The 26923-nt window shown below is 72.4% G+C and carries 23 protein-coding genes; 16 read left to right on the forward strand and 7 right to left on the reverse strand.

Translation table 11 applies throughout. The annotated features are described in order from the left end of the window. The first annotated feature begins 61 nt into the window (after positions 1 to 61). Entirely contained in the window at positions 62 to 1354 is a 1293-nt protein-coding gene (locus JYK02_RS40460; RefSeq protein WP_207053215.1) for an SEC-C metal-binding domain-containing protein, read from the forward strand. 4 nt (positions 1355 to 1358) lie between these two features. Here the strand turns inward: JYK02_RS40460 and JYK02_RS20060 are convergent, their stop codons facing one another. Beyond that, a complete protein-coding gene (locus JYK02_RS20060) occupies positions 1359 to 2528 on the reverse strand; it encodes a cyclic nucleotide-binding domain-containing protein (protein ID WP_207053217.1) in 1170 nt (389 codons plus the stop codon). A gap of 82 nt (positions 2529 to 2610) precedes the next feature. After that, on the reverse strand, positions 2611 to 3789 hold the full coding sequence (locus JYK02_RS20065) for a cyclic nucleotide-binding domain-containing protein (RefSeq protein ID WP_347402532.1): 1179 nt from the start codon (positions 3787 to 3789) through the stop codon (positions 2611 to 2613). 265 nt (positions 3790 to 4054) lie between these two features. Between JYK02_RS20065 and JYK02_RS20070 the strand changes: the two genes are divergently transcribed. The 7 genes from JYK02_RS20070 to JYK02_RS20100 all read left to right on the forward strand — a co-directional run bounded on the left by JYK02_RS20070 (position 4055) and on the right by JYK02_RS20100 (position 11958). Next, complete coding sequence (locus JYK02_RS20070) at positions 4055 to 5371, forward strand: WD40/YVTN/BNR-like repeat-containing protein (protein WP_207053221.1); 1317 nt, start codon at positions 4055 to 4057, stop codon at positions 5369 to 5371. Beyond that, a complete protein-coding gene (locus JYK02_RS20075) occupies positions 5368 to 6009 on the forward strand; it encodes a hypothetical protein (protein ID WP_207053223.1) in 642 nt (213 codons plus the stop codon). The genes JYK02_RS20070 and JYK02_RS20075 overlap by 4 nt, the downstream gene beginning before the upstream one ends. Then, positions 6006 to 7247, forward strand: coding sequence for a YncE family protein (locus JYK02_RS20080; protein WP_207053225.1), 1242 nt, complete (start codon positions 6006 to 6008; stop codon positions 7245 to 7247). Before JYK02_RS20075 ends, JYK02_RS20080 begins: the two co-directional genes overlap by 4 nt. Then, positions 7244 to 7963 carry a c-type cytochrome gene (locus tag JYK02_RS20085; RefSeq protein ID WP_207053227.1) on the forward strand — a complete coding sequence of 240 codons (720 nt, stop codon included), beginning with the start codon at positions 7244 to 7246 and terminating at the stop codon, positions 7961 to 7963. Before JYK02_RS20080 ends, JYK02_RS20085 begins: the two co-directional genes overlap by 4 nt. A 158-nt stretch (positions 7964 to 8121) precedes the next feature. After that, on the forward strand, positions 8122 to 10530 hold the full coding sequence (locus JYK02_RS20090; RefSeq protein ID WP_207053229.1) for a hybrid sensor histidine kinase/response regulator: 2409 nt from the start codon (positions 8122 to 8124) through the stop codon (positions 10528 to 10530). 169 nt (positions 10531 to 10699) lie between these two features. Beyond that, positions 10700 to 11458 carry a hypothetical protein gene (locus tag JYK02_RS20095; protein ID WP_207053231.1) on the forward strand — a complete coding sequence of 253 codons (759 nt, stop codon included), beginning with the start codon at positions 10700 to 10702 and terminating at the stop codon, positions 11456 to 11458. Between the two features lie 95 nt (positions 11459 to 11553). After that, positions 11554 to 11958 carry a DUF2203 domain-containing protein gene (locus JYK02_RS20100; RefSeq protein WP_207053233.1) on the forward strand — a complete coding sequence of 135 codons (405 nt, stop codon included), beginning with the start codon at positions 11554 to 11556 and terminating at the stop codon, positions 11956 to 11958. Between the two features lie 15 nt (positions 11959 to 11973). Here JYK02_RS20100 and JYK02_RS20105 read toward each other — a convergent pair whose 3' ends face one another. Then, complete coding sequence (locus JYK02_RS20105) at positions 11974 to 12579, reverse strand: hypothetical protein (protein WP_207053235.1); 606 nt, start codon at positions 12577 to 12579, stop codon at positions 11974 to 11976. A gap of 159 nt (positions 12580 to 12738) precedes the next feature. Between JYK02_RS20105 and JYK02_RS20110 the strand changes: the two genes are divergently transcribed. Together JYK02_RS20110 and JYK02_RS20115 are read left to right on the forward strand one after the other, a co-directional pair. Next, a complete protein-coding gene (locus tag JYK02_RS20110; protein WP_207053237.1) occupies positions 12739 to 13665 on the forward strand; it encodes an NmrA/HSCARG family protein in 927 nt (308 codons plus the stop codon). A 96-nt stretch (positions 13666 to 13761) separates the two neighbouring features. Then, entirely contained in the window at positions 13762 to 14469 is a 708-nt protein-coding gene (locus JYK02_RS20115; RefSeq protein ID WP_207053239.1) for a hypothetical protein, read from the forward strand. On the opposite strand, the gene JYK02_RS20120 is transcribed toward JYK02_RS20115, so the two are convergent. After that, positions 14470 to 14769 (reverse strand): hypothetical protein, encoded by a 300-nt coding sequence (locus JYK02_RS20120; protein ID WP_207053240.1) that lies wholly within the window; start codon positions 14767 to 14769, stop codon positions 14470 to 14472. 149 nt (positions 14770 to 14918) lie between these two features. On the opposite strand from JYK02_RS20120, the gene JYK02_RS20125 reads away from it, so the two are divergent. From JYK02_RS20125 to JYK02_RS20135, 3 genes are all read left to right on the forward strand, one after another. Next, a complete protein-coding gene (locus tag JYK02_RS20125) occupies positions 14919 to 16457 on the forward strand; it encodes an FAD-binding protein (RefSeq protein WP_207053241.1) in 1539 nt (512 codons plus the stop codon). A 129-nt stretch (positions 16458 to 16586) separates the two neighbouring features. Beyond that, complete coding sequence (locus tag JYK02_RS20130) at positions 16587 to 17504, forward strand: hypothetical protein (protein ID WP_207053242.1); 918 nt, start codon at positions 16587 to 16589, stop codon at positions 17502 to 17504. A gap of 113 nt (positions 17505 to 17617) precedes the next feature. After that, the gene (locus JYK02_RS20135) at positions 17618 to 18805 is read left to right on the forward strand and encodes a tetratricopeptide repeat protein (RefSeq protein ID WP_207053243.1); all 1188 of its coding nucleotides are present in this window, start codon (positions 17618 to 17620) and stop codon (positions 18803 to 18805) included. Between the two features lie 28 nt (positions 18806 to 18833). Here the strand turns inward: JYK02_RS20135 and JYK02_RS20140 are convergent, their stop codons facing one another. Further along, positions 18834 to 19796, reverse strand: a complete 963-nt coding sequence (locus JYK02_RS20140; protein ID WP_207053244.1) for an ornithine cyclodeaminase family protein — start codon at positions 19794 to 19796, stop codon at positions 18834 to 18836. A 268-nt stretch (positions 19797 to 20064) separates the two neighbouring features. Here JYK02_RS20140 and JYK02_RS20145 point away from each other — a divergent pair, with 268 nt between their 5' ends. Further along, positions 20065 to 22095, forward strand: coding sequence for an ATP-binding protein (locus JYK02_RS20145; RefSeq protein WP_347402533.1), 2031 nt, complete (start codon positions 20065 to 20067; stop codon positions 22093 to 22095). 7 nt (positions 22096 to 22102) lie between these two features. On the opposite strand, the gene JYK02_RS20150 is transcribed toward JYK02_RS20145, so the two are convergent. Continuing rightward, entirely contained in the window at positions 22103 to 23731 is a 1629-nt protein-coding gene (locus tag JYK02_RS20150) for a Sapep family Mn(2+)-dependent dipeptidase (protein WP_207053246.1), read from the reverse strand. 112 nt (positions 23732 to 23843) lie between these two features. On the opposite strand from JYK02_RS20150, the gene msrA reads away from it, so the two are divergent. After that, entirely contained in the window at positions 23844 to 24500 is a 657-nt protein-coding gene (gene msrA, locus JYK02_RS20155; RefSeq protein ID WP_207053247.1) for a peptide-methionine (S)-S-oxide reductase MsrA, read from the forward strand. Positions 24501 to 24669: 169 nt separating this feature from the next. Beyond that, a complete protein-coding gene (locus tag JYK02_RS20160; RefSeq protein WP_207053249.1) occupies positions 24670 to 25935 on the forward strand; it encodes a Gfo/Idh/MocA family protein in 1266 nt (421 codons plus the stop codon). A 6-nt stretch (positions 25936 to 25941) separates the two neighbouring features. On the opposite strand, the gene JYK02_RS20165 is transcribed toward JYK02_RS20160, so the two are convergent. Continuing rightward, complete coding sequence (locus JYK02_RS20165) at positions 25942 to 26910, reverse strand: AraC family transcriptional regulator (RefSeq protein ID WP_242588817.1); 969 nt, start codon at positions 26908 to 26910, stop codon at positions 25942 to 25944. Positions 26911 to 26923: the final 13 nt, after the last annotated feature.

A 26923-nucleotide genomic window follows, 5' to 3' on the forward strand; every position in this document is an offset into this window, starting at 1 on the left:
CGGGGCGCCCGGTCCCTTCCGTTCATGGAAGGGCCGGGCGCTTTCGCTTACGGTGCCGCCCGTGAGCCCTTCCAAGCCCGGCCGCAACGACCCGTGCCCCTGTGGCAGCGGGAAGAAGTACAAGGCCTGTCACGCCGCCGAGGACCGCGCGAAAGCCGCGCCGCCTCCCTCCCCCACCCCCGCCCATCCGCTGAAGCAGGACCTGGAGGCGGCCATGTCGCTCCTGGGTGACGCGGACGTGTCCCGCCTGTCGCAGGCGCTGGAGCACCTGGGCGTGCTGCTCCAGGCCGCCGGGCCCCAGCCGGGGCTGAGGTACGACGACAAGGCCTTCAGCGACCACGTGGGCCAGGCGCTCGCGAAGCTGGCGGCGCAGGAGGGCCTGGATGCCATGGCGGCGCGCAACAGCCTGCGCGTGGGCGTGGTGCGCGAGCTGGGCACGCGCGGCTTCCAGGAGAAGCTGGGCGCGGGGCTGCTCGCGCAGGCGGCGAAGGGCGGGCGCACGCCGGAGGAGCGGCGGGCGCTGTGCGTGGGCGCGCTGCTGGCCACGGCGGCGAAGAAGACGGGCAAGGTGCGGCCGGAGGACAACCCGGTGCTGGACGTCGTCTTCGACGTGCAGTTCCGCGAGTGGAGCCAGAAGCACGCGGAGGTCGTGCGCAAGTACGAGTCCCTGGTCGCGGGCATGGAGCAGGAGGACCTCACGCCCGAGGCCGCGGAGGCCCTGCAAAAGGCGGAGGCCGGCGAGCTGGACGCGCTGGTGAAGCACGTGCAGGCGGACCCCGCGCTGGTGGAGCGCATCTCGCGCGAGGCGAAGGAGCGCGCGCAGCGGGTGGAGGCGAAGCTGCGCGACCCCGCCACGCCGTCCGTCTTCTCCCCGGAGGAGGAGCTGTGGCTCACCGTCGTGCTGTGGGAGCCGCTGCGCGCGATGAAGTCCCAGCCCAAGGAGCCGGAAGGAAGGCGGCAGGTCATCGCGGGGCTGTTGCGCGCGGTGAAGGGCGCGGTGGATCCGGAGTTCCTCGAAGGGATGCTGGAGCGGATGCGCGCGGGGGCGAAGGACCCTGCGGCGGACGAGCCCACGCGCGAGTGGCTCACCGACGCGGCCATCGCCTTCGAGGCGGAGCCGGCGCGGCTGGTGCTGGCGGCGCTGCTCACCGCCCGGCAGGAGGCGCGGGGGCGCAGCGCGGAGGAGATGGTGGCGCTCGCGGACCTGAAGGCCCTGCCCGCGTGGACGCCGGAGCAGCTGGAGCCCTACCGGATGCTGCTGGAGAAGGAAGGCCGCGCGGCCGCCGCCTGGCGGATCCGCCGCGCGCAGGACTGGCTGCACGAGCACCCCGTGCAGTTGGACGCGGCGGACTGAGGCGCTAGACGAACAGCGCCTTCGCGGTCTGCTGGAGGCGCTCCGTGCCCATGCGCATGAGCTGGCCCTTGAGGCCGGGCTGGCTCACGACGTGCCGCTCGAAGGCGGCGCGCTCCAGGCGCAGCACCACGCACGGCGTCTTCGTGCGCACCGTCGCGGACACGGGCTTGTCCAGCAGCAGCGAGATTTCGCCGAACACGTCGCCCTCGCGCAGCTCCGGCAGCAACACGATGCGGCCCGGCTGCTCCAGCGTCAGCTGCACCTGGCCGCGCAGGAGCAGGTAGAACGCGTCCCCCGGCTGCCCCTGCGTGAGGAGCACCTGGCCCGCGGGGACGACGCGCAGGTCGAACTCGCGCGACATCGCCTGCTTCAGCGCGGGCGACAGGTTGGTGAACAGGGGGCTCGTGCGCAGCAGGTGGTCCACCAGCCGGCGCTGGTAGAAGGCCTGCACCGCCGCCTCCACCTCCGGGTGCGTGGCGCTGACGCGGGCGAGCGACTGGCGCTTGAACTCCAGCAGCACGGAGCGCTCACGCACCTCCACGCTGGCCAGCCTGGGCCCCTCCGACACCAGCGCCACCTCGCCGAAGAAGTCCCCCGGCCCCAGCGTGGCCACCACCTGGCGCGCGTTGCCCTCCACCCGCCGCGCCACCTCCGCGCGCCCCTCCACCAGCGCGAACATGGAGTCGCCCGGCTGCCCCTCCTCCACCACGCGCTGGCCCGGCCAGAAGGCGCGCACCTCCAGCGCCTCCACCAGCGCCACGAAGGCCTCGCGCCCCACGCCGGAGAGCACCGGCACGCCGGGGTCCTTGCCGTCGGAGACCCAGGCGAAGGTCGGCGCCAGCGCGCCGGGCGGCAGGGCGAAGCGCTCCGCCAGGGTGCGCACCGTCTGGGGCCTCGCGCCCCTGAGGCCCCGCGACAGCACCGTGGCGGCCACCGCGCGCAGCAGGTTTCCCGCGCGGGCCCAGGCGAGCGCCGCGTCGTCGTAGGCGCGGGCGGCCTCCGGGGTGCGCTCCAGCCACTCGAGCAGCTCCGCGACGCGCTGGTGCACCTCCGCGTCCTCCGGCTCCGCGCGCAGGGCGTCCTGGTAGCCGGCCAGCGCCGCTTCCAGCTTCCCTCCGGCGGCGAGCGTCGCCGCCTGGGCCTTCAGGGACCGCGCGTGTGGGGAGTCCGCCATGCGGGCCTCTGTAACCCAGCCGCGTGGCGCACGCATCCGTTCGGAGGTCCCGGCGGGGTGTCCGGTGTCACCCCTGGGACCTTCAGCTGCTCAAATCCCGCACCCGCTCCGCCAGGCTCTGCGTGAAGAGGCGGTAGATGCGCAGGGCCGCGGCCTCGTGCGTCTCCAGGAAGTATTGGAAGTCCGTCCGGGTGACGCGCAGGGCCCGGACCACCGTGTGCGCGCGCACGTGCGCGGACACCGGGCCGTCGAGGATGAGCGAAATCTCTCCCAGGAACGCCCCCGGCCCCAGCATGTTGAGCTGGCGCGCGTCCGGGCCCGGGCCGGTGGACACGCTCACCATGCCCTCCAGCAGCACCACCAGCCCCATCCCCTTGGCGCCCTTCTCCAGCACCGTCGTCCCCGCCGGCAGCAGCATGGGCCGGGCCAGGCGGTACAGGTCGCGCATGTCTTCCAAAGACAGACCATCGAAGATGGGAATGGCTTTCAGATAGCCATAGCCATCCACCACCGGCGGCGCCTTCTCCGCCGCGGCCGCGCCCTCCGGCGCCGAAGCGAGCCCCAGTTGCTGGAGCAGCCGCGCCTGCTCCGCCTGGAGCAGCAGCAGCCCCGCGCCCGTCGCGTGCTTGATGCCGTCCGCCAGGAGCACCAGCGCGCGCCACGTCGCGCCCTCCGCGTCCAGCAGCTCGCACATGCGCAGCACGGCTTCCGGCCGCTGCGGGTCGTCCGCGGGCACCGCGCGCAGCATCTCCAGCTCCGCGTGCGCGTTGCCCAGCACCCGGAACACCTGCGCGGCCTCCATGGGCCGGTGCATGCGGCCCAGCAGGTGCGCCAGCGACTCGCGCGCGCCCAGCGCCTGGTACAGCGACAGCGCCTGCTCCAGTGAGCCCGCGCGCTCGAAGGCCGCCGCCGCGCGGGCCTGCTCGCCCACCCTCAGCCACGCCTCCGCCGCCAGGAGCGGCGCTCCCGCCTGTTCGTACAGCGGCGCCGCACCTGCGTCGTCTCCGTCCGACTCCAGGAGCCGCGCCGCGCCCGCGAAGTCGCGCGCCTGCCGCAGCACCTCCACCAGCCGGGTGCGCGTCTCGGCGGGCACCGCCAGCGCCTCCTCCAGGACCCGCTCGCGATGCCCCGCCCCCATCGCCTCGTAGGCGCGCACCGCCTCCTCCACCGCGCCCTTGAGCACCCGCGCCCACACCCCGCGCGTGACGCTGGAGCCAGGGCCCACCGCCACGTCGCCCGCCTTCGAATCGTCTGGAGTCACGGCCTTGTCGTTCCCCCCGGCCCCACTGGCGCACAATGGCTGCCATGCCTGGGTCCGGGACCTGGATGGCGTAGCATCCTGAAACAGGGAAAGCCAGTCATCACCGGTAAGAGCGGCAGGCATTGGACGCGGGGTCCCGCGCGCGGATTGGGGGCGTGGAACCTGAGAGGTTGGCTTCCTGCTGAGCAGGAGCCGCACGCGCCGCTATGCATGCGCGGGCCGGGCGTTATCGTGGAGACCCATGGGCCCTGCCCCGGAGCGCCGGATGCGAATGCCACGAATCACGGGGGGTTGGAGGGCGGCGGCGGTGGCCGGCCTGCTGGGGTCCAGTGGAGCCTGGGCGCACGCGGGCCTGCCGGAGACGTCCAACGTCACCCTGCGCAAGGGCCACCCCGAGGACGCCTTCGTGGGCGCCACGTTCGGCGCGGTCATCTCGCGCGACAGTGGGCGGACGTGGCGCTGGGTGTGTCCGGATGCCATGGGGTACGGCGGCTGGCGCCCGGAGTCCTTCGTCTGGCGCGAGTCGGGGGAGCTGCTGGCGGCCACGGGCAACGCGCTGCTGTCCTCGAAGGACGGCGCGTGTTCGTGGGCGTCGCACCCGGCGTTCAAGGACACGTGGGTGACGGGGCTCGCGGTGCACCCGTCGGATGACTCGGTGCTGTACGTGGCCACGGGCCGCTCCACGTCGGCGACGAACGGGGTGTTCCGCTCGGAGGACGGCGGGGAGACGTGGCGGGCGCTGCCGCTCCAGCGCGCGGGCGTCCTCTTCTCCACCGTGCGCGTGTCCACGGCGGATCCGCGCACGCTCTACGTGTCCGCGTCGGACACGACGCGCATGTACCTGTTCCGCAGCGATGACGCGGGCGAGACGTGGGAGGAATTGCCCCAGGCGTTCCCGGACCTGGTGCGCCCGTTCGACTTCGTGGTGACGGCCACGGACCCCACCGACGCGCAGGGCGTCTGGGCGCGCGTGTCCGCGCAGGGCGCCACGCACATCCTCCACAGCACGGACGGCGGACGCACCTTCGCCATGCGCTCGGGCGCGGGCATCGACGACGTCTTCGTCAACATGGACGTCTCCGCGGACGGCGGCACCGCGTGGGTGTCCACGTACAACTCCTTCTTCCGCAGTCAGGCGGGCGGCGCCTTCGTCAAGCTGGGGCTGCCCACCGGCAACGCGTGCGTGACGCGCGTGGGGGACGTCCTCTACGGCTGCGGGTCGCCGTGGCTGCATGACTGGTCGCTGGCGCGCTCCAGCGACGAGGGCACCACCTGGGATCCGCTCTTCAGCCTGGAGCAGATTCAAGGCAGCCATCAGTGCCCCGTGGGCACGCCCGTGCGGGAGCTGTGCCCTTCGCGCTGGCCGCAAGTCGCGGAGACGATTGGCGCGCCGCTCTATCCAGACGGCGTGCCGGACGCGGGCGTGCCGGATGCCGGCGTGCAGCCCCCCGTGGACGCGGGCACGCCCACGAACCCGAAGCCGTCCTCCGGCTGCGCCGCCGCGCCCGCGGGCACGCTGCTCCCCCTGTTCCTCCTTCCCCTGTTGCGTCGCGGCCGGCGGCGCGAGGACCCTTGCCCATGAAGATGAAGACGTCCCTGACGTGGAGCACCGCCGCCGTCGCGCTGCTCGCGCTGAGTGCCTGCAACGGCGACGACGAGACGGAAGCCACCGCGTGCGACGAGCCGCTGTACGCGGGCGGCGCCACGGACGAGGCGTGGCGCACGCTGGTGGATGCGCGCAACCAGCCCCAGGACAGCTCGCGCGCGGTGACGCTCGTGTCGCCCGGGTCCGGGCAGTCCTACTTCACGGACCAGGCCGCGCCGCTGTGGCAGTGGACGTCGCCGCTGCGCGCGTCGCTGGAGCGGCCCGGCCGCACGGTGCCTTCGTTGGAAAACCACCCGCGCGAGTCGAAGCGCTCGGTGCTCGCGTGGCTGGGTCAGCTCGTGCTGCCCACCGCGGAGGCCCACCTGCCGCCTTACACGGGCGACCTGTACTGGGTGAAGGTCTTCGCGCAGGGGCGCGAGTGCCCCATCGCGCAGGTGTTGACGTCCGAGTTGCAGTGGCAACTGGATGACGGCTCCTGGCAGTCGGTGAAGGACGCGGCGGAGAAGACGCTGTCCGTGCAGGTGGAGAGCGCGTACCTGGTGCAGAACCGCATCACGGAAGGTCCCTACACGCTGGGGTCCCCCGTGCCCTTCACGATGGGGATGGCCAGGTGAGGCGCGGGCTCTGGCTTTGCGCGCTGGCGCTGGCCGCGTGCAACGACGGCGCGCTCCGGGCGGAGGGCTCGCTGGAGGTGCCCGCGCTGACGTACGCGGATCCAAACCCGTGGACGCGCGGAGGCTCGGCGGTGCCGCCTCCGGGCCCTGCCGGGCGGCTGCTGGTGACCAACAGCCTGGATGACTCCGTGAGCCTGCTGGACATGGACGGGCTGGGGACGCCGGGCTGGAGCGAGCTGGCGCGCGTTCCTGTGGGGCTCAACCCGGTGGAGCTGGAGGGGCCGCACCACACGGCGGTGTCTCCCGCCGGGGACTTCTATTACGTCGGCATCTCCAACTACGTGCCCGGCGGCGGATCCGGTCCGCACGGTGCGCATGGCACGGGCACGGCGGATGGCTACTGCCTGAAGCTGAGCGCGAAGGACAACCGGCTGGTGGCGTCCGCGCGCGTGGACCGCAACCCCGGGGACGTCATCGTCAGCGCGGATGGGCGCACGCTGTACCAGACGCACTTCGACCTCCTGCGCATCGCGGACGTGGCGCGGCAGGGCGGGCCGGAGGAGGACATGGTCGCGCGCATGGCCATCCTCGACGCGGAGACGATGGCGGTGAAGGCGCGGGTGAAGGTGTGCCCCGCGCCGCACGCGGTGCGCCTGTCCGCGGACGAGCGCACGGCGTACGTGGCCTGCTGGTCGGACGAGGTCGCGGTGGTGGACCTGGCGGCGGAGGGCATGCCGGTGACGCGCGTGAAGGTGGCATCGGGCGCGGGCACGGCGACGAACCCGCGCCACCAGCCGTACGCGCTGACGGTGTCACCCACGACGGGGGACGTGTGGGTCAGCTCGCTGGCGAGCAAGCAGGTGCAGGTGCTGGAGCCCGCGACGCGCACGATGAACCCGGCGCGCACGGTGTACCTGCGCGGCGCGCCCATGTTCGGCGCGTTCACGAAGGACGGGAGCACGCTGTACCTGCCCTATCAGCAGGAGGACGCGGTGGCGGTCATCGACGCGGCGACGTCCACGGTGCTGCGCACGGTGCCGCTGTCGCAGGCGGGCTGTCTCAACGTGCACCAGTTCATGCTGACGCCGGACGAGCGCCACGGGCTGGCGGTCTGCGAGGGGGACCACATCGGACCGGGCACGCTGCACGTGGTGGACCTGGCGGAGGGCACGGTGGTGTCCACGGTGAAAATGGGCATCTTCCCGGACTCGGTGAGCCTGTTGCGGGGGCAGCCATGAGGGGCGTGCGTGGAGGCGTGGCGGCGCTGCTCGTGGGCGTGCTGGCCGGGTGTGGCGGCGAGGACGAACCCCAGGCCGCGGCGGACTTCGGCGAGGCGCTGTTCCAGGACGCGCGGCTGTCGGAGAGCACGTTCAACCGCTTCTCGTGCGCGACGTGTCACGTGACGACGCCGGAGGCGCCGGCGGGGCGCATGGACTCCGGCCATTCGCTCTACAACGTGGCGGCGAGGCCGAGCTGGTGGGGCGGCTACGAGACGCACCTGCTGGACGCGGTGAACTTCTGCTACGTGAACTTCATGCGCGGGGTGACGAAGCTGGAGGCGGAGGATCCGCGCTCCCGCGCATTGTATGAGTACCTGTCGCGGATCAGCCCCGACGCGCAGGCGCCCGCGCTGCCGTTCACGGTGGTGAAGGACATCCAGGACGTGCCCCGGGGCGACGCCGCGCGAGGCGAGGCGGTGTACCGGGCGGCGTGCCAGAACTGCCACGGCGCGACGCACACGGGCGAGGGACGGCTGACGGAGCTGGCGTCGCTGCTGCCGGAGGTGACGCAGGACTACGACCGGCTCTTCCCAGGCATCCCGCACGCGCAGGTCGTCATCGAGAAGGTGCGGCACGGCCAGTTCTTCGGCGTGGGAGGCAACATGCCGCCCTACGGCACGGAGGCCCTGTCCGACGCGGACCTGGGCGCGCTGCTCACGTACCTGGGTTTGTAGCTGCCCGGCGGCTGTTCCCTGGCCGGCGCACAGGCAAGGAGGGAGGCGCAGGGCCTCCCGCCCCTGCCCATGCGCTCCGGGCCGCCTCACCTCTAAAGCCACTCATGGCTTCGTCGGGTTCACAGGAGCGGGGCCCCTCCGCGGAGGGGCGCACGTCCATGAGGGGCAGGGCTCCCTCGTCCCTGGCGGAGTTGCTGGACCTGGACCGCGAGGCGCTCGTGGAGGAGTGGGCCGCACGGGTGGCTCCCCTCTTCACCTCCTTGCGCCTGTCACACGAGCAGATCGTCGACGCCCTGCCCGCCTTTCTCGATGATCTGCACGCCGCGCTCGTGCACGCGGAGGAGGAGCCTGACGGGGCCCCGCTCCGGCACAGCGAGGCCGCCGGAGCCCATGGCCGTCAGCGCCTGCGCCTGGGCGCCGACGTGACCCTGCTCACACGCGAATACGCCCTCCTGCGCGACTGCATCCTCACGCGGGCCGAGCGCCTGGACCTGGACGTGCCGCTGTCACACGTGCGCGTGCTCTGCGCCTCCATCGACGCCGCGCTCGCCCAGGCCGTCATCCCCTTCGCGTGCGACAGCGCCGAGCGCCACCACGCGGAGGCCGAGGAGCGCGAGCGCTTCTTCCAGCTGTCCCCGGACATGTTCTGCATCGCGGGCATGGACGGGTACTTCAAGCGCGTGAACACGTACTTCGTCCACGTGCTCGGGTGGACCGAGGCGGAGCTCTACCAGCACCCGTTCATGGAGCTGGTCCACCCCGATGACCAGGAGTCCACCCGCGCGGAGATGCGCAAGCTGTCCCATGGCATCCCCACCCTGCGCTTCGAGAACCGCTTCCGCGCGCGCGATGGCCGTTACCGTTGGCTCGCGTGGGCGTCGCGCCCCGTGCCCGAGCTGGGCCTCATCTACGCCGCCGCGCGCGACATCTCCGAACAGAAGGCCGTGGCCCAGGAGCGCGAGCGCCTGCTGGAGGCCGTGCGCGAGAGCGAGGCCCGCTTCCGCAACATGGCGGACCACGCCCCCGTCATGCTGTGGGTGACGGACATGCTGGGCGGCACGACCTACATGAACCGGGGCTGGTATGCCTTCACCGGCCAGACGGAGGCCACGGGGCTGGGCTTCGGCTGGCTCGACGCCCTCCACCCCGACGACGTGGAGCGCACGCGGCGGACCTTCATGGACTCGAGCCAGGACCGGCGGCCCTTCCGGCTGGACTACCGGCTGCGCGGCACGGACGGCCAGTACCGCTGGACCGTGGACACCGGCTCGCCCCGCTTCGACACGGAGGGGCAGTTTCTGGGCTACATCGGCAGCGTCATCGACATCAGCGACCGCAAGCAGGCGGAGCTGGAGCGCGAGGCCCTGCTGTCCCGCGAGAGCGCCGCGCGCAAGGAGGCGGAGGAGGCCAACCAGCTCAAGGACGAGTTCCTCGCCACCGTCAGCCATGAGCTGCGCACGCCGCTCACGGCCATCCTTGGCTGGGTGCAGCTCCTGCGCACCGGCCACCTGCCCGAGTCCCGCCGCGAGCGCGCGCTGGAGACCATGGAGCGCAACGCGCGCGCGCAGGGGCAGCTCATCGAGGACCTGCTCGACGTCAGCCGCATCGTGTCCGGCAAGCTCAAGCTGGACGTGGAGCCGGTGGACCTGTCCGCCGTGGTGCAGCAGTCGCTGGAGTCCGTGCGGCCCGCGGCGGACGCGCGCGGAATCCAGGTGCTGGCCACGGTGGACACCTCCAGCAGCGTGATGGGCGATACGCAACGGCTCCAGCAGGTGGTGTGGAACCTGCTGTCCAACGCGGTGAAGTTCACGCCCCGCGGAGGCCGCGTGCGGCTGGTGGTGGCGCGGCGGGACTCCTCCGTGGAGCTCACCGTGGAGGACACCGGCCAGGGCATCCCCTCGGCCTTCCTCCCCCACGTCTTCGAGCGCTTCCGCCAGGCCGACAGTGGCACCACGCGCAAGACGGGCGGGCTGGGGCTGGGGTTGTCCATCGTGCGGCACATCGTGGAGATGCACGGCGGCACCGTCTCCGCCGCCAGCGAGGGCGAGGGCCGGGGCGCCACCTTCACCGTGCGCCTGCCCCTGTCCGTCACGCAGCGGCGCGACCCCGCCATGCCCCCGTCGCCCCGGCCTCCGGCGCTCGGCCGGGTGTCCACGCCTCCGCCGGAGCTGGGCGGGGTGCGGGTGCTGGTGGTGGACGACGAGGAGGACGCGCGCGAGCTGTTGCGCACGTTGCTGGAGGACAGCGGAGCCGAAGTGGCCACCGCGGGCTCCGCGGCGGAGGGGCTCCAGGTGCTCCAGGCGGAGCACCCGGACGTGCTCGTCTCCGACATCGGCATGCCGGGCACGGATGGGTATGGCTTCATCGCGCAGGTGCGCGCGCTGTCCGACGAACAGGGAGGCCGCACCCCGGCGGTGGCCATCACGGCCTACGCCCGCTCCGAGGACCGCACCCGGGTCCTGCGCGCCGGCTTCCAGAGCCACGTGCCCAAGCCCGTGGAGCCCGGGGAGCTGCTCGCCGTGCTGGCCTCGCTCGCGGGCCGCTACCAGCCGCTGCCCACGGCGTGACAGGCGATCAACCTGTCCGACTGTCGGACAGGTTTCCGCCCTGCCCACCCGGCCGCTCCGCTCCACGTGCCACGTAGGACGGCGGACACCGCGCGACGCATCCTCCTGGCCAGCGGGCGGGGGCAGGGCTTACCTTGTCTTCATGCGTCCGCCGCCTGGACAACTGGCGATGTTCGACGCCCCGGCGCCCGGGCGGGACCCGGCGCGCGCACTGCCCTCTCGCGAGGACGCGCTGCCCCGGGCCGCGGAGCTCGCGCGGCGGGTGTCCGCCCTGCTGGGCCTTCCCGTCCACCTGCGCCTCACCGACAACCGCGCCACCCTGGTGAGCTTCCGCCGCCTCCCCGATGGCGTGCGCCTGCGCCTGCACCACCTCTTCCTGGACGCACCCGACACCGTCGTGCGCGCCCTGGCCCTCTACGTGGCCGGTGACACCGCCGCCCGCGAGGTGCTGGAGGCCTTCAGCCACGCCCACCAGGGCCAGGTGCGCCGGGAGCGCAGGCCCGGCGCCCCCCTGCGCACGCGCGGCCGCTGCTTCGACCTCAAGGCCGTCCACGCCCGGCTCGACGCGGCGTACTTCGACGGGCGCGTGCACGGCGTGGAGGTGGGCTGGGCCCGCCGCCCGGGCCGCCGCACCCGCCGCACCATCCACCTGGGCGGCTATGACGCGCGCCTGCGCGAGGTGCGCGTCCACCCCGCGCTCGACCGGCCCACCGTGCCCGCCTTCGTCGTGGACTTCATCGTCTTCCACGCCCTGCTCCACGCGGACCTCGCCACCACCGACGCGGGCCAGGACGTCCACGACGGCGGCACCGGCCGCTGCGCCGCGGAGCACACGCCCGCCTTCCTCGCCCGCGAGGCCGCCTTCCCCCTGCGCGAGGCCGCCTGGCGCTGGCTCCTGGAAAACCTGTCATCGCTGCGGCGCGGCTGACCTGTTCCAGACATGTCGACACGGCTGTGACACGCCCCGTGTCCCCCACCGGGAAGGTGGTGGCGGGCGGGGGGCGCACACTGCATGCTGTCCCGATGCGCTTTTTCAGCGTGGAAGAGGCCAGCCGGCTGGTGCCGTTGCTGACGAAGACCTTCGGGCGCGTGCGCCCGTGGGTGGAGCGCGTGCAGAAGCTGGCGGAGCTGCTGGACGGCCCGGTGGATCCACGCGAAGCCGACGCGATGATCCCCCTGCGCGAGGAGCGCGAGCAACTGCTGGAGCGCATCCGCGGCGAGCTGGGCCCGCTCCAGGAGATGGGCCTGGAGATCAAGGGCGCGGACGGCCTGGTGGACTTCCACGCACGGCGCGGCGAGGAGCCCGTCTACCTCTGCTGGCGCTACGGCGAGGACGCCGTGGCGCACTGGCATGACCTGAAGGCGGGCTTCTCCGGACGCCGCCCCATCGACAGCCCGGACGACTTCGAGCCCACCTACCTCAGCTGACGCGCACGGAAGGGCTCACGTCCCCAGGCTCTGGTGCAGCAGGCCCAGCTTGTTGCGCGCGGACAAGAGCTGCTGACGCAGCGACTCCGCCTGCCGGCCGATGTCCGCGAATTTCGCCTCCTCCGCCGCGGCGGACAGCGTGGCCGCCTCGTCCGCCACCTCCGCCATGCGCGCCTGGAGCGCGGTGAAGACCTCCGTCAGCCGCGCGTCCTCCTCCGCCGTGCGCGTGGGCTGCTGGCGCAGCGCCGCGAACTCCTGCATGCGCCCGTTGAGGTCCGCCGCGCTCTGCCCCAGCGCGCCGTAGCGCGTGAGCAGGTCCTTGAACACCTCCGTGCGCTGCTGCAGCTCCTGCGCGCGCATGTTGACCGCGTCCGCCTGCGCCTGCTGCCGGTTGCGCACGCCGGTGATGGCCTGCACCAGCGCGCCCACTCGCAGGCGCAGGGCGTCGTCCAGGTCCGCCAGGTCCTTGAGCGTCTTCGACGCGCGCTCCAGCTGCTTCTCCGACGTCAGGGGAGCCTCCTTGAGCTGCTCCGACAGCGCCTCGAAACGCAGCAATTCGGCGTCGAGCGCCTGGGCGGCGGAGACCAGCTCGGAGGGCGGGGGGGTGTCACGCTTGCTCATGGGGCGGGGAGGATGCCATGCCCCCTGCTCCTCCCTCACGGTCGCCTGCCTGCCTCGGGAGCCTGTGCTCGGGGGCGGACAGTGCGGCCCCGGGGCCTCGCCAATACAGGGGGGCGTCTCCAGTTTTCCGTGACACGTCGCGTCCGGAGGTCTGAACCCATGCCCGTGGATTTCTCCATCACCGTGCTCGTCACTGGCGCCACCGGCCAGCAAGGCGGTGCCGTCCTCCGCAAGCTCGCCGACCGGGGCCACCACGTGGTCGCGTTGGTGCGGGACGTGGATGCTCCCGCCGCCCGCGCCCTGCGCAGGCCCGGCGTGACGCTGGCCCTGGGTGACTTCGACGACCCCGTCTCCCTGGAGAGCGCCATGCGCGGCGTGGACGCCGTCTACGCCATGGCCACGCCCTTCGGCGGCGGCGGCGTGGACGCGGAGGTCCAGCACGGCAAGAACCTGGCGGACGCGGCCAAGCGCTCCAACGTGCGGCACTTCGTGTACTCCTCCGTGGCGGGCGCGTCGGAGCTCACCGGCATCCCGCACTTCGACAGTAAGCACGCGGTGGAGCTGTACCTGCGGCGGCGGGACATGCCCTTCACCATCCTGGCCCCCACCTTCTTCATGGAGAACCTCCTCCGCCCGCCCACGCGCGACCTGCTGGCGGCGGGAAAGCTGTCGCTGGGGCTGTCCCCCACGCGCGGCCTGCAGATGGTGGCGGTGGAGGACCTGGCCGGCTTCGCGCTGCACGTGCTGGGAGACCCGGAGCGCTTCATCGGCGAGCGCCTGGAGGTCGCCTCCGACGAGGTCACCGGCCAGCAGGCCGCCGCGCTGCTCTCCATGGTGAGCGGCCACCGCATCCACTTCGAGCAGATCCCCCTGGACCAGCTCCAGCAGCAGAGCGAGGACCTGGCGGCCATGTTCGACTGGCTGGATCGCGTGGGCTACCACGCGGACATCCTCACCCTGCGCAACAGCTACCCGCGCGTGAGCTGGCAGACCTTCGAGACCTGGGCGCGCCACCAGGACTGGGACTTCGTCAAGGCGCCCGCCTGGCCCGCCACCGCCGCCGAGCCGGTGACGCCCCAGACGTAGCGGTCCCGTCAGCCCGCCCGCTGCCCGGGTGGGAGCACGAGGCATGTCGCCCCCTGAACACCGCGCGCCCTACTTTGAAACCGGAGGAGGCATGCGATGCGAGGAGTATTGGGACTGGGGGCCCTGGCGTTGAGCCTGATGGCGGGCTGCGCGGCGGAGACGAAGCTGCGGCCCACGCCGGAAGCGGGGATCCTCCAGAACGGCAAGAGCAGCGCCATCACGGAGACGCAAGGGGTGCGGCTCACGGCGGACGGCGCGGCGTGGAAGGGCTCCCCGTCCGACCTGGAGCGCCGGGTCACCCCCGTCTATGTCCGCCTGGAGAACCACGGGCAACGCGCGCTGCGGATCAAGTATCCGGACTTCGCGCTGGTGGGGCAGGAGTCCCACTTCCGCTACAGCGCGCTGCAGCCCCTGTCGCTCCGTCAGGCGACGTCCTCCCGGGAGCAGGAAGCCCCCGCGCGCTACGTCCCGGCGATGTACCCCCGGGGCAGGCTGTGGGTGGGCGGAGGCTACGGCTACGGGCCGTGGGGGGGCTGGGGACCGGGGTGGTACGGCGGCCCCTTCTACTCCCCCTACTACTACTACCCGCCGTATTACGAGGAGCCGCTGCCCACCCGGGACATGCTCAACAACGCGCTGCCGGAGGGCACGCTGGAGCCCGGCGGCACGCAGGAGGGCTTCCTCTACTTCCAGGGCGTCGCCCGCCGCGAGGACGCGGTGACGCTCCAGGTGAAGCTGGTGGACGCCCAGACGGAGCAGCCCTTCGGCATGCTCGACATCCCGTTCCAGGTGAGCACGAAGTAGCTAGTGCAGCAGCGTGCTGGGCGGCGCGTAGGGTGAGCGCCCCCCGTCGTGCGCCAGGTCGAGCAGCGGCGCTTCCTCCGGCTGCCCCAGCTCCCGCCGCACGTCCGCGCCTCGCAGGGGCAGGCTCATGAGCGGCCCCAGCAGGAACAGGTCCAGCGCTCCGGCCAGGAGCGGCACCAGGCCCGTCAGCGCCACCATCGCGCCCCGGGGCGTACCGCTGCCCAGTCCGCCCAGCACCATGCCCGTGCCCGCCAGAATCCGAAGCCACCGCCCGTTGCGCGACACGATGAAGCCGACCATGAACACCTCCCCACGCCGAAGATGAACACTCGGCAGGGGGCGACCACGGCCGGTGTCCACCCGGCGACCTTCACCGTCCGGGGCCCGTCCGCCCGCTCGCCGCCCGGGTGACCAGCGGGGGGACGCCCTGGCGGGCATACTGCGGCGCCGTGAGCGAAACCGAAGCGAAGGCCCCGGTAGCGCCTGGCCTGGAGGCGGCCCTGGCCGCGTGGCGGGAGGCCGTGGGCGAGGCGCACGTCGTCGTGGATCCCGAAGCGCTGGAGGCCGCCCAGACGGCCACCTTCGCCACCACCCAGCGCATCCCCGCCATCGTGCGGCCCGCGGACACCGCGCAGGTGCAGGCGTGCCTGCGCATCGCGTCCGCGCACCGCGTGCCGGTGTACCCGGTGAGCGCCGGCCGCAACTGGGGCTACGGCTCGCGCGTGCCTTCGGGGGACGGCAGCGTGCTGCTGGACCTGGGGCGCATGAACCGCGTCGTCGCGCACGACGAACAACTGGCGTACCTCACCGTGGAGCCGGGCGTGACGTTCCGCCAGGCCGCCGCGTACCTGCGCGAGCGGAACTCCTCCAACTTCATCACCACCATCGGCGGCTCACCGGACGCGAGCCTCGTGGGCAACGCGCTGGAGCGCGGCGACGGACGCGGTCCCAACTCGGACGTCTTCCAGCACGTGTGCGCGCTGGAGGTCGTCCTGCCCACGGGCGAGATCATCGAGACGGGCCATGCGCGCTTCCCCGGCTCGCGCGCCGCGCCCGTGTTCCGCTGGGGCCTGGGCCCGGTGCTGGACGGCCTGTTCAGCCAGTCGTCCTTCGGCGTGGTGACGCGGATGACGTTCTGGCTCGCGCGCAAGCAGCCCTGGCTGCGCGAGTTCGTCTGCGCGGTGAACGACGACGCGCAGCTGTGGGACTTCGTGGACCGGCTCCAGGCGCTGGCCATGGACGGCACGCTCAAGGGCAGCTTCTTCTTCTGGAACGACATCAAGGCCTTCAGCGTCACCCAGCAGTACCCCTACGCCGCCGTGGGCCGCACGCCGCTGCCGGACTGGGCGCGCGAGAAGTTCCGCGAGGGCTTCGGCCGCTGGGCCATCAGCGGCACCCTCACCGCCCCGGACGCGGAGTTCGGCGCGCTCCTGGAGAAGCGGCTCGCGCGGGCGCTGGAGGGCGCCTTCCGCCCGCTGTCCTTCGGACCGGAGGTCCTGGACGGCGACGGCGGCTTCCAGGGCGTGCCCTCCGAGGCGAACCTCGCCATGACCTACTGGCGCAAGCGCACGCCCCAGCCCGAGGACCCGAACCCGGACCGGGACCGCTGCGGCTTCATCTGGTGCTGCGTCGCCGTCCCCTTCACCGGACCGGAGGCGAAGCGCGCCACGGACATCGCGGACCGCGTGCCCCGCCTCTTCGGCTTCGAGCCCAACCTGGCCCTCCTCGCCTTCTCCCCGCGCTGCCTCTACCTCATCACCGCGCTCGCCTATGACCGCGACGCGAAGGGCGAGGACGCCCGCGCCCAGGCCTGCTACCGCGCCCTCACCCGCGAGCTGGCGGACGCCGGGTACCACCTGACCCGAGCCGGACTCCAGGCCCGGGGCGCCACACCGGCCGTGCGGGACGACTCCACGGAGGTGCGCCGCAGGCTGAAGGCCGCGCTCGACCCCGAGGGAATCCTGGCTCCCGGGAGATCCGAGTCCTGATGTCTCAAGAATGTCTCAGGTGGATCAGCGAAGAAAAAGAGGAGCGGAAACTTTCTGGGGGGCGCGGCCGATAAAGTCTCAAGTCGCAAGATTCCCCACCGCGCCTCGCGCCGCCGGAGCCCCCCTTCCATGTCCATCGAGACCAACCGCTACCGCCCCGTGTTCCGGCACAACACCACGACGCCGCCGGCGAACGGGACGCAGGTCCGCAAGGAAGTGCAGGCCCACAAGGAAGGCCGCGCGCAGGGTGAGGCGACCATCAACCTGAACCGCAACGCTCAGGGCAACCGCGTCACCACCAGCAAGCAGGCCAACGCGCAGACGACGGCGGACATCCACAAGCAGTTGGAGACCAGCCGCTTCGAGCAGACGGTGGCGCAGGGCGAGTGGAACAAGAGCTACGCCGCGGCCTCCGGCTCGCACACCTCCGGTGACGTGAACGGCAACTTCCACAACACGGTGGAAGGCCAGGTGCTGGCGGCGGACGTGGCGGCGCAGGGCAACATCTCCATCGACCCGCGCCACGGCAAGATTGGCGCGCAGGGCTCCGTGGACGCGCGCGCCGACCTGGTGCGCGGCTCCGTGGAAGGCCACGCGGACAGCGCGCTGGGCCGCTCCGAGTGGGGCGCCGAGGGCAACGTGGGCGCCGAGGCGACGGCCACGGGCCAGGTGGTGCTGGATCCGCTGCACGGCCAGGCCGCGGCCTCCGTGCACGGTGAGGCCTTCGCCGGCGCCCGCGCCAGCGCGGAAGTCTCCCAGGACATCGGCCCCGCGACGGTCACCGCCGGCGCGGAGGCGTTCGCCGGCATCGGCGTGGAGTTCGAGGCCAACGTCGGCCTGAAGGACGGCAAGCTGTCCGCCAACTTCGACGTGGGCGCGGCGCTGGGCATCGGCGCCAGCCTGGAGTTCGGCTTCTCCGTGGACGTGGGCAAGATTGGCGACACGGCGAAGAACGTCGTCGAGGGCGTGGGCAACGCGGTGCAGAACGTCGGCGAGGGCCTCAAGAACGTCGGCGAGGGCATCAAGAACGTGATGAAGCACTGGTAGTCCCAGCGGCCTTCTCACCTGACGCTCCCCCCAGGGCCTCGTCCATCCGGGCGAGGCCCTTTCCTTTTCCCCGTTGCTCGACAGCCCCTGCCCCCTGGGGGACACTTTCCATCATGAACTCTCTGGAAACCCTTCTCGCGCAGGGCCAGGTCGCCCAGGCCAGGGCCGAGGCCGAGAAGCTCCTCGCGAAGAACCCCCACCACCGCGACGCGCTGGTGGTGATGGCCAAGCTGGCGCTGGTGGAGAACAAGGTTCCCCAGGCGGAAGGGCTCCTGGCCAAGGCGGAGGCCCAGGGCGCCACCGCGGAGACGGGGCTCGTGCGCGCGAACATCGCCGCGCAGAAGGGCCAGCTTGACGCCGCCCTCAAGGCCTACCAGGGCGTGCTCGCGCTGGAGCCCCAGCGCGCCGAGGCGCATTTCGGCAAGGGCATGATGCTGATCAAACAGGACCAGGCGCCCCAGGCGCTGGAGGCCCTGTCCCAGGCCGCGAAGCTCGCGCCCCAGAACCCGGTGTTCCGCTACCGGCTGGGCCAGGTGCAGTTGGAGGCGGGCCAGGCGGACGCGGGGCTCGCCACGCTGCGCGAGGTCCTCACGCTGGCGCCGCGCTTCGTGCCCGCGTACCTCAGCCTGTCGCACGCGCTGTCCGCCCAGGACAAGCTGGTGGACGCGCGCAAGGTGCTGGAGCAGGGCCTCAAGGCGGTGCCCAACCAGCCGCGCCTGCTCGCGTCCGTGACGGTGCTGTCCATGGCGCTGCGCGACCTGCGCACGTCCTACCAGGCGGCCTCCGCGCTCGCGGCCCAGCGCCCCAAGGACGCGGACGCGCAGGCGAACCTGGCGCAGCTGATGCTGGCGCGCGGGCAGATCGAACAGGCCCGGCACCTGTGCCAGACCATGGCGTCGCTGGGCGTCGCCAGCGAGTCGCTGAAGATGGCGGAGGCCACCTGCCACGAAGCGCAGGAGCCGCCCGCGTACGACAAGGCCATCAGCGCGTACGAGCAGGGCATGGGGCTGGCGCCGGACGGCTGGCGCGCGGCGAACAACCTGGGCCAGCTGCTGCTGCGCGTCCCCGCGGAGCCGGCGAACGCGAACCTGCCGCGCGCCGTGACGGTGCTGGAGGAGGCCGTGCGCCGCGCCCCGGACCGCCCGGAGCCGCTGCTCAACCTGGCGCTCGCGCAGGCGCGCCTGGGCCAGGAGAAGAAGGCGAAGGAGCTGGTGCAGCAGGTGCTCGCCATGCCGCTGGCGGAGGACACCGACCTGCACGAGGAGGCCGTGCGCCTCTCCCAGACGCTCGCGAAGGCCTGAAGTCCGCGCTCCGGGATGCGCGCCCGCGCTACGCGTTGAAGTCGAGCGTGGGCACGTCCTCGTCGCCGGACGCCGCCTGGTACACGTGCCAGGCGGTGGCCAGGTCCTGGAAGGGCAGCCCCACCCCGGAGAACACCGTCACCTGCTCCGGGGACGTGCGCCCGGGCTTGAGGCCCGCGAGGACCTCGCCCAGCTCCGCGTGGATGGCGGCCTCCGTGAGCCCCACCGCGCCCGCCGCGCCGGTGGAGACGGTGAGCCCCCGGTGGTCGCAGAGGAACAGCGACTGCTCCAGCAGCTCCCGGGACAGCTCCGCCTTGCCGGGCTCGTCCGCGCCCAGCGCGGTGATGTGCGTGCCCGGCTGGACCATGCCCGCGTGCAGGAAGGGCTGGTGGCTCCACGTGGCCGTCACCACGATGTCCGCGTCCGCGACGGCGTCCGCCACGGACGTCTCCACGCGGATGGGCAGGTTCAGCTCCTGGTACATGCGCTGCGCGTAGGCGTTCGCGTGCGCGATGTTGGTGTCGTAGACGCGCACCTGGCTGAGCGTGCGCACCAGCCGCAGCTGCTTGAGCTGGAGCACGCCCTGGCGGCCGGCGCCAATCACCGCCACGCGCGTCGCGTCCGGCCGGGCCAGCACGTCCGCGGCCAGCGCGCCCACCACGCCGGTGCGCACGGCGGTGAGGTGGCCGGAGTCCATCACCGCGAGCAGCCCTCCCGTCACCAGGTCGTGCAGGTTCACCACGCCCTGGATGGCGGGCTTCTGCCCGGGGAACTTCGCGTGCACCTTCACGGTGTACGCGGGGATGCCGGGCACGCAGCCGGGGAACATCACCAGCGCGCTGCCCTCCGCGTGCAGCGGCGCGCGCACGCGTTGCGGGGCCACCGTGCGGGCCAGGACGTCGGTGCGGAAGGCCTCGCGCAGGTCGTCCAGCAGGAGGAGCGCCTGGATGTTGCGGGCCACGGCGGAGCGGTTGAGCAGGAGGGTGGGCATGCTTTGCCGGCCACCCTACCCGAGCGCCCGCATGCCCTGGAGCGCGAATGTCCTCCAGGGCGGCCGAGCGCACGAAGGTGAACGGCGCACCGGGCGGTGCGTCCGAGGCCCGGCCCGGCACCGGCGGCCGAGGGCTCGGGGCGGAGGTCCCCGTCGGACGGAGGGGCGAAGCGCGGCGGAGCCACCGTGCGCAGCCTTCGCGCGAGGGGCGGCGCGGCCGGGCGATGGCCTGGGGAGACTGGCGATGCAGGAGCCGGATTCACACTCCGTGGACGAGCATGCGCGCAGCGAGCCCCGCCTGTCGGGGGCGGAGTTCCTGCGCGCGAACCACGACGTGCTGCTGACGGACTGGCAGCAGGCGGTGCTGGAGCACCTGGGCCACAAGGTGCCCGCACGCCAGCCCTGGCTCATCGACCACCTGCCGGAGCTGCTCTCCTCGCTGGCGGACGCGGTGGAGCACGGACCGGAGGCGCTGGATGAGCGCCTGGAGATGGTGCACACGGTGGCCCGGCTGGACGAGGGCTTCGACCTGGGCGAGGTGGCGCACGAGTACGCGCTCCTGCGCCGCTGCATCCTCCACCGCCTGGAGACGCAGGGACAGTGGCTGCGGTCCGGCGACCTCACGCGGATGGAGGTGATGCTCGACCGGCTGGTCACCCGGACGATGACGTTCTTCTGGGAGATGAAGCAGCGCATCCTCCAGACGCTGGACCGCATGGCCGAGGCGACCCTGGACGACCCGGACATGGAGACGCTCCTGGAGCGCCTGCTCACCCGGCTGATGGAGGCCGCGCTCACCGTGAACACCGCGGCGGTGATGATGCTGGAGGGCGACGAGCTGGTGGTGCGCGCCGCGGTGGGCCTGGTCACCGACGAGGTGAAGGGCCTGCGCGTGTCGGTGGGGCAAGGCGTCAGCGGGCTGGCGGCGCTGGAGCGGCGGCCCTTCTTCGTCCGCTCGGCCTCCACCGACCCGCGCGTCCTCCTGGAGCCGCTGCGCCGCGCGGGGCTGCGCGCGCTGTACGGCCTGCCGCTCATGGACGGCGAGCGGCTGCTGGGCATGGCGTACATGGGCTCGCGCACGGCCTTCGCCTTCTCCGACTCGGACGTGCGGCTCTTCCACGCCGTCACGGAGCGGGCGTCCGGACACATTGCCCAGGCGGAGCTGCACGCGCGCGAGCACGCGGCCCGCAAGGAAGCCGAGCGGTCGCTGGCGCTGCTGGACTCGATGCTGGAGGCGGCGCCCGTGGGCATCGCGTTCCAGGACCATGAGCTGCGCTACCTGCGCATCAACAGCACCCTCGCGCGCATCAACGGCCACTCCGTGGAGGAGCACCGGGGCCGCACGCTGCACGAGATGGTCAGCGGCGGCGTCGCGGGGCCCGTCGAGCAGTCGCTGCGGCAGGTGCTGGAGACGGGGCGGCCCGTGCGGGACGCGCTCATCGAAGCGCCGGATCCCGTGCACGGCGGCCCGGGCGCCTGGCGCGCGGACTACTTCCCGGTGCGCACCCCGGGCGGGGTGCTGCTGGGGGTGGGCGTCACGGTGGTGGACATCGCCGACCACAAGCGCGCGGAGGCCGCGCTCCAGCAGGCCATCGACTTCCGCGAGGAGCTCATCGCCGTCCTGGGCCACGACCTGCGCAACCCCCTGCACGCGGTCAACGCGTCCGCCTTCATGCTGGGGAAGGTCCCGGACCTGGACACCACCGCGCGCCGCTCCGTGGACCGCATCCGCAAGGCCACGGCGCGGATGACGCGGATGATCAACGACATCCTCGACTTCGCGCGCAGCCGCCTGGGCGGGGGCATCCCGGTGACGCGCCAGCGCGTGAACATGGTGGAGCTGTGCCAGGGCGTGCTGGACGAGCTGCAGGTCGTCTACCCGGAGCGGCCCCTCACGCTGGAGGTGAGCGGGGACGACCTGTGGGGGGAGTGGGACCCGGACCGGGTGACCCAGGTGCTGGGCAACCTGGTGGTGAACGCGCTGCAACACGCGAGGAACGACACGCCCGTCCTCACCACGCTCACCGCCGAGGTGACGGACGTGGTGATGCGCGTGTGCAACGAGGGCGACCCCATCCCGGAGGAGCTGCTGCCGCACCTGTTCGACCCGTTCAAGGGCTCGCGCCAGCCGGAGCAGGGCAACAAGCACCGCAGCCTGGGGCTGGGGCTCTACATCGTCAGTGAGATCGTCCAGGTGCACCAGGGCAGCGTCCGCGTGGAGACCGGCCCCGAGCAGGGCACCATCTTCACCGTGCGCTGGCCCCGCGTGCCTCCGCCGCGGGGCTACCTGCCGCCGTGAGCGGGCGTCACGGCGTGGCCTTCACCTCGGACGCGGGCGCGATGGCCAGCGTGTGCACGGCCTCCGCGAGCATGCGCGTGCTCAGGTCCAGCGTCTCCAGCGCGATGGACTCGTCCGGGGCGTGGCCGGTGTAGGGCTCCTTGGGGAACGCGGGCCCGAAGTCCACGGCGCGGGGAAACAGCCGCGCGTAGGTGCCGCCCCGGATGGAGCCCGGCACCGCGTCCGGCTCCTTGCGCTGCCGCTGGTAGATGCCCATCAGCGTCTTCACCAGCGGGCCGGACGTGTCCGCCACGTGCGGGTCGCCGATGTAGCGGTTGGGACCCTCCTTCACCCGGCCGCCGGAGTCCTCGCCCGCGCGCTTCGCGGCGGCGTCCAGCGCGGCGTTGAACGCGGCCGCGTCCTGGCCCTGCGGCCGGCGCATGTTGACGCCCAGGGACACCGTGCCGTCCTTCACGCGCAGCACCGTGGGCGCCACGAGCAGCGGCCCCATGAGGGCGTCCTCGTACTTCAGGCCCAGCTTGTCGCCGTGGTGGTCGCCGTCGAAGCGCTTCGCCACCACGCGCAGCAGCGCCGCGATGCCGTTGTCCTCCAATGACAGACGCGAGGCCACGGCGGACAAATCCCAGAGCGCGTTGTGCCCCTCGTCCGCGGTGGACGAGTGCACGGCCACGCCGTGGACGGTGAGCACCACGGTGTTGCCCTCGCGCTTCGCCTCGGCCTTCAGGTCCTTGCGCGCGGGGGACTCCGCCACGATGGCGGCCTTCACGGCGGCGAGCACCGCCTCCGGCGTCTGGCCCTTCACGGGCTCCAGCTTCAGCGTGGCGGTGCCGGGCACCTGGGTGAGGAACTCGCCCGCGCTCACGTCCACGGCGCGCGCGACGGTGCCCTCCTTCGGCGTCGTGAGCGCGGTGCCCACGGGCGCCTCCAGCGTCCACGCGACGAAGCCGGACTGCGCGGCCATCACCGGGTAGCCGGAGTCCACGGAGATGACGTGCGTGGGCTTGGGCTGCGTGGCCGCGTACTTCTGCATGCCGGACCAGTCGCTCTCCTCGCCGTTGCCGATGATGATCAGCACCTTGCCCTGCGGCTTGAGGCCCAGGTCCTTCGCCATGGCCAGCGCCACGAGCCCGGAGGCGATGGGGCCCTTGTCGTCCTCCACGCCCCGGCCGTACAGGCGGCCCTTCTCCACCACCGGCTTGAAGGGCGCGCGCTTCCACTCATGCGCGGGCGCGGGGACGACGTCGCCGTGGAACACCAGGCCCAGCAGCGGCTCGCCCTCGCCCCAGGACAGCTCGAAGACGTCGTTCTCGCCCACGGTGCGGAAGCCGAAGCCGCGCGCCTTCGCCCAGGCCTCCAGCGCGCGGCCCATGGCGGCCATCTCCGGGTTCTTCGCGGCGGGGGCCTCGCTGCTCACCGTCTTGAAGCGGACGAGCGTCTGCGTGAGGGCCACCACGTCGTCCAGCGCACACGCCTGGACGTAGGCGGCGTAACGCTCCGCGGCGGAAGCGCCCTTCAGGGCGGTGTCGGAGAAGCGGGCAGCGCGGGCGGCGGGCTTGCCGGCGCAGCGGGGGTCCTTGGCGGCGAGGGCGGCGGCGGGCGCCAGGAGGCAGAGGGCGGCGAGGAGGCGGGTGCGCATGGGAGGGCTGGGAAACCGCCGGGCGGGCGGAGCATTCCTGGTGGGACGGGGGGCAGCGGGGCGGCCGTGCGTCGGGCGTGAAAATCGGGGAGGCCGGGGCTAAAGCTAGAGCATGTTCTTCACGTCCCCGAAGAAGTTGAGGCTCCCCACTCCCCAGGAGGCGCTGCCGGGCCGTCCGCAGGAGATGCCGGTTCCGCAGAAGCACACCGTGCTGGGCACCCCGCTGAAGGGGCCGGTGCCGGAAGGCTTTGAGACGGCCGTCTTCGGCATGGGCTGCTTCTGGGGGGTCGAGCGCAAGTTCTGGCAGGTGCCGGGCGTGTACTCCACCGCGGTGGGCTATGCGGGCGGGGTGACGCCGAACCCCACGTACGAGGAGGTCTGCTCCGGCCTCACCGGCCACAACGAGGTCGTGCGCGTGGTGTACGACCCGAACAAGGTCACGTTCGCGCAGTTGCTGAAGGTCTTCTGGGAGAACCACGACCCGACGCAGGGCATGCGCCAGGGCAACGACGCGGGCACCCAGTACCGCTCCGGCATCTACTACGCGAACGACGCGCAGAAGCGCGCCGCGGAGGAGACGCGCCAGAGCTACCAGGGCGCGCTCAACGCCAAGGGCCTGGGTGACATCACCACGGAGATCCTCCCGGCGCCGGCCTTCTATTACGCCGAGGACTACCACCAGCAGTACCTGCAGAAGAACCCGGGCGGCTACTGCGGCGTCGGCGGCACCGGCGTGAGCTGCCCCATCGGCGTGGGCGTCAGCGCCTGACGTGGCCTCAAGCGGGGCCCGGTGTCTTCCGGACACGGGCCCCGCCTGCTTCTCAACGCTCGTCCCCTCCTCCCTGTCCTGCACCGCACTCGGGCCGCGCTTCGCCTGCCCTGGAGTGCCACCGCGTGCGATGGGCTGACGCCACACGAGGCACGGAGGAGTCCCCCACATGATGGACGACGCACCCCGGCTGTGGACCCGCAGGCGCATGCTGGGGGCCACGGGCGGCCTCCTCACCGCGAGCGCGTGGATGCCCCCGGTGCTGGCCGCCGCGCCGCAGCCGGTGAAGCTCCCCGACATCTTCGCCAGGACGGAGCGCGAGCGCCCCGGTCCGCCCAACCCGCAGCCGGAGAACGAGCGCGTGGGCTGGGCCGTCGTCGGCCTGGGGCACCTGTCGCTGGAAGAAATCCTCCCCGCGTTCGGACAGATGAAGCGCGGCCGGCTGGTGGCGCTGGTGAGCGGCGACCGCGCGAAGGCGCAGGCCATCGCGAAGCAGTACGGCGTCGCGGACAAGGCCCTCTACGACTACAAGTCGTTTGATCAGCTCAAGGACAACCCAGAGGTGCAGGCCGTCTACATCGTCCTGCCCAACAGCATGCACGCGGAGTTCACCGTGCGCGCGGCACAGGCGGGCAAGCACGTCTTCTGCGAGAAGCCCATGGCCAACACGTCGGCCGAGTGCCAGCAGATGATCGACGCGTGCAAGAAGGCGGACCGCAAGCTGGGCATCGCGTACCGGCTCCAGTACGAGCCGCACCACCGCGCGGTCATCCAGATGGCGCGCAACAAGGAGCTGGGCACGCTCAAGCTCTTCACCGCCAACAACGGCCAGAACCAGGGCGACCCCAACCAGTGGCGCCACAAGAAGGCCCTGGCCGGAGGCGGCGCGCTGCCGGACGTGGGCATCTACTGCCTCTCCGCCGCGCGCTACTTCAGCGGCGAGGAGCCCACGGAGGTGCAGGGCTTCAGCTACAGCACGCCCAATGATCCGCGCTTCAAGGAGGTGGAGGAGTCCTTCGCCTTCCACCTGCGCTTCCCCTCCGGCTTCCAGGCGCACTGCACCAGCCACTACAGCACGCACGAGACGAAGGACCTGCGGCTGATGGGCACGGACGGCTGGGCGTCCATGGACCCCGGCTTCTCCTACAGCGGGCTGCGCCTGCGCGTGGGCACGAAGTCCAAGTCCTTCCCCAAGGCGGACGACACGGTGGAGCGCAGCTTCAGCCAGCCCAGCCAGTTCGCTCGGGAGATGGACCACTTCTCGCGCTGCGTGCAGGAGAACGTCGTCCCACACACGCCGGGCGAGGAAGGCCTCGCGGACATGCGCATCATCGAAGCGCTCTACCGCTCCGCGCAGGAGGGCAAGGCCGTGAAGCTGGAGGCCGCGAAGAAGCTGGATGCCTTCCGCGGCCCACCTCCGAAGGAAGAGGCCTGAAGCCTCTCAAGACGCCCGGCGGTGGCTGCGCCGGTACGCGCCGGGAGCCGTCCCGTCCCAGCGCTTGAAGGCCCGGTTGAAGGACGCCTCGCTCTGGTAGCCGATGGCCGGAGCGACCTCGCTCAAGGGCAGCTCGCTTTCGCGCAGGAGCTGGGCGGCCTTGATCATCCGCCACCCCACCAGGTACTCCAGCGGCGGCTCTCCCACGAGCTCACTGAAGCGCGCGGCGAAGCCGGACCGGGACATGGCCACCGCGGACGCGAGGCTCTCCACGGTCCAGGGCTCCTGGGGGCGCTCGTGGATGAGCGCCAGCGCCTTGCCAATCTGCGGGTCCCCCAGCGCCCGCATGCCGGCCTCCCGGCACGAGCCCTCCGACTTCATGATGTGCGCCCGCAGCGCCTGCACCAGCAGGATGTCCGCGAGCCGGCTCATGATGACGGTGGCCCCCGGGTGCGACGACGCGCTCTCCGTCAGCAGGAGCTGCACCGTGGACGCCAGGGACGGCGCCGTCGCCGCGTCGTCCGCGGCCAGGTGGATGACGTGGGGCAGCTCCTTGAAGAGCAGCGTGCGCGGCGCGACCCCCAGTTGGAACGTCGCCGCGACCAGCGTGGTCCGCTCGCCGTCACCGCCCAGCCGGATGGAGCCCTTGCCGCGGGCGTTCGCGCAGGCCCCGCGCTCCAGGACGTGGACGGGGCTGTCCTCCGCGTCGCGCAGCGTGTGGCCTCCGCCATGCGGCAGCACCGCCAGGTCCCCCGCGCACAGCTCCAGGGCGCCCGGAACACCCTCCACCTCCAGCCGGGCCCCGCCGCGCGCCACGAGGACGATGTGCGCGCCCGGGGCCGTCCCGAACTGGAGCCCCCACGGGGCGAACAGCTCGAACCGGCCGTGCATCCGGGTGGACAGGCGCAGGGTGTCCAGGACCTCCGCCAGGACATCCGCCCCCTGCTGCTCCAGGGTGTATGGACGATCGGTCAATTTGTTTGGACTG

Origin of the sequence: Corallococcus macrosporus (assembly GCF_017302985.1) — a bacterium.
Lineage (GTDB): Bacteria > Myxococcota > Myxococcia > Myxococcales > Myxococcaceae > Corallococcus > Corallococcus macrosporus_A.

What these genes read in the sequence shown, in the direction of transcription:
- JYK02_RS20130 (WP_207053242.1), top strand. Translation starts at nt 16,587, where the DNA reads ATGTCCATCGAGACCAACCGCTACCGCCCCGTGTTCCGGCACAACACC.
- JYK02_RS20085 (WP_207053227.1), top strand. Translation starts at nt 7,244, where the DNA reads ATGAGGGGCGTGCGTGGAGGCGTGGCGGCGCTGCTCGTGGGCGTGCTG.
- JYK02_RS20090 (WP_207053229.1), top strand. Translation starts at nt 8,122, where the DNA reads ATGAGGGGCAGGGCTCCCTCGTCCCTGGCGGAGTTGCTGGACCTGGAC.
- JYK02_RS20060 (WP_207053217.1), bottom strand. Translation starts at nt 2,528, where the DNA reads ATGGCGGACTCCCCACACGCGCGGTCCCTGAAGGCCCAGGCGGCGACG.
- JYK02_RS20100 (WP_207053233.1), top strand. Translation starts at nt 11,554, where the DNA reads ATGCGCTTTTTCAGCGTGGAAGAGGCCAGCCGGCTGGTGCCGTTGCTG.
- JYK02_RS20120 (WP_207053240.1), bottom strand. Translation starts at nt 14,769, where the DNA reads ATGGTCGGCTTCATCGTGTCGCGCAACGGGCGGTGGCTTCGGATTCTG.
- JYK02_RS20110 (WP_207053237.1), top strand. Translation starts at nt 12,739, where the DNA reads ATGCCCGTGGATTTCTCCATCACCGTGCTCGTCACTGGCGCCACCGGC.
- JYK02_RS20135 (WP_207053243.1), top strand. Translation starts at nt 17,618, where the DNA reads ATGAACTCTCTGGAAACCCTTCTCGCGCAGGGCCAGGTCGCCCAGGCC.
- JYK02_RS20095 (WP_207053231.1), top strand. Translation starts at nt 10,700, where the DNA reads ATGTTCGACGCCCCGGCGCCCGGGCGGGACCCGGCGCGCGCACTGCCC.
- JYK02_RS20075 (WP_207053223.1), top strand. Translation starts at nt 5,368, where the DNA reads ATGAAGATGAAGACGTCCCTGACGTGGAGCACCGCCGCCGTCGCGCTG.
- JYK02_RS20140 (WP_207053244.1), bottom strand. Translation starts at nt 19,796, where the DNA reads ATGCCCACCCTCCTGCTCAACCGCTCCGCCGTGGCCCGCAACATCCAG.
- JYK02_RS20115 (WP_207053239.1), top strand. Translation starts at nt 13,762, where the DNA reads ATGCGAGGAGTATTGGGACTGGGGGCCCTGGCGTTGAGCCTGATGGCG.
- JYK02_RS20105 (WP_207053235.1), bottom strand. Translation starts at nt 12,579, where the DNA reads ATGAGCAAGCGTGACACCCCCCCGCCCTCCGAGCTGGTCTCCGCCGCC.
- JYK02_RS20150 (WP_207053246.1), bottom strand. Translation starts at nt 23,731, where the DNA reads ATGCGCACCCGCCTCCTCGCCGCCCTCTGCCTCCTGGCGCCCGCCGCC.
- JYK02_RS20160 (WP_207053249.1), top strand. Translation starts at nt 24,670, where the DNA reads ATGATGGACGACGCACCCCGGCTGTGGACCCGCAGGCGCATGCTGGGG.
- JYK02_RS20070 (WP_207053221.1), top strand. Translation starts at nt 4,055, where the DNA reads ATGCGAATGCCACGAATCACGGGGGGTTGGAGGGCGGCGGCGGTGGCC.
- msrA (WP_207053247.1), top strand. Translation starts at nt 23,844, where the DNA reads ATGTTCTTCACGTCCCCGAAGAAGTTGAGGCTCCCCACTCCCCAGGAG.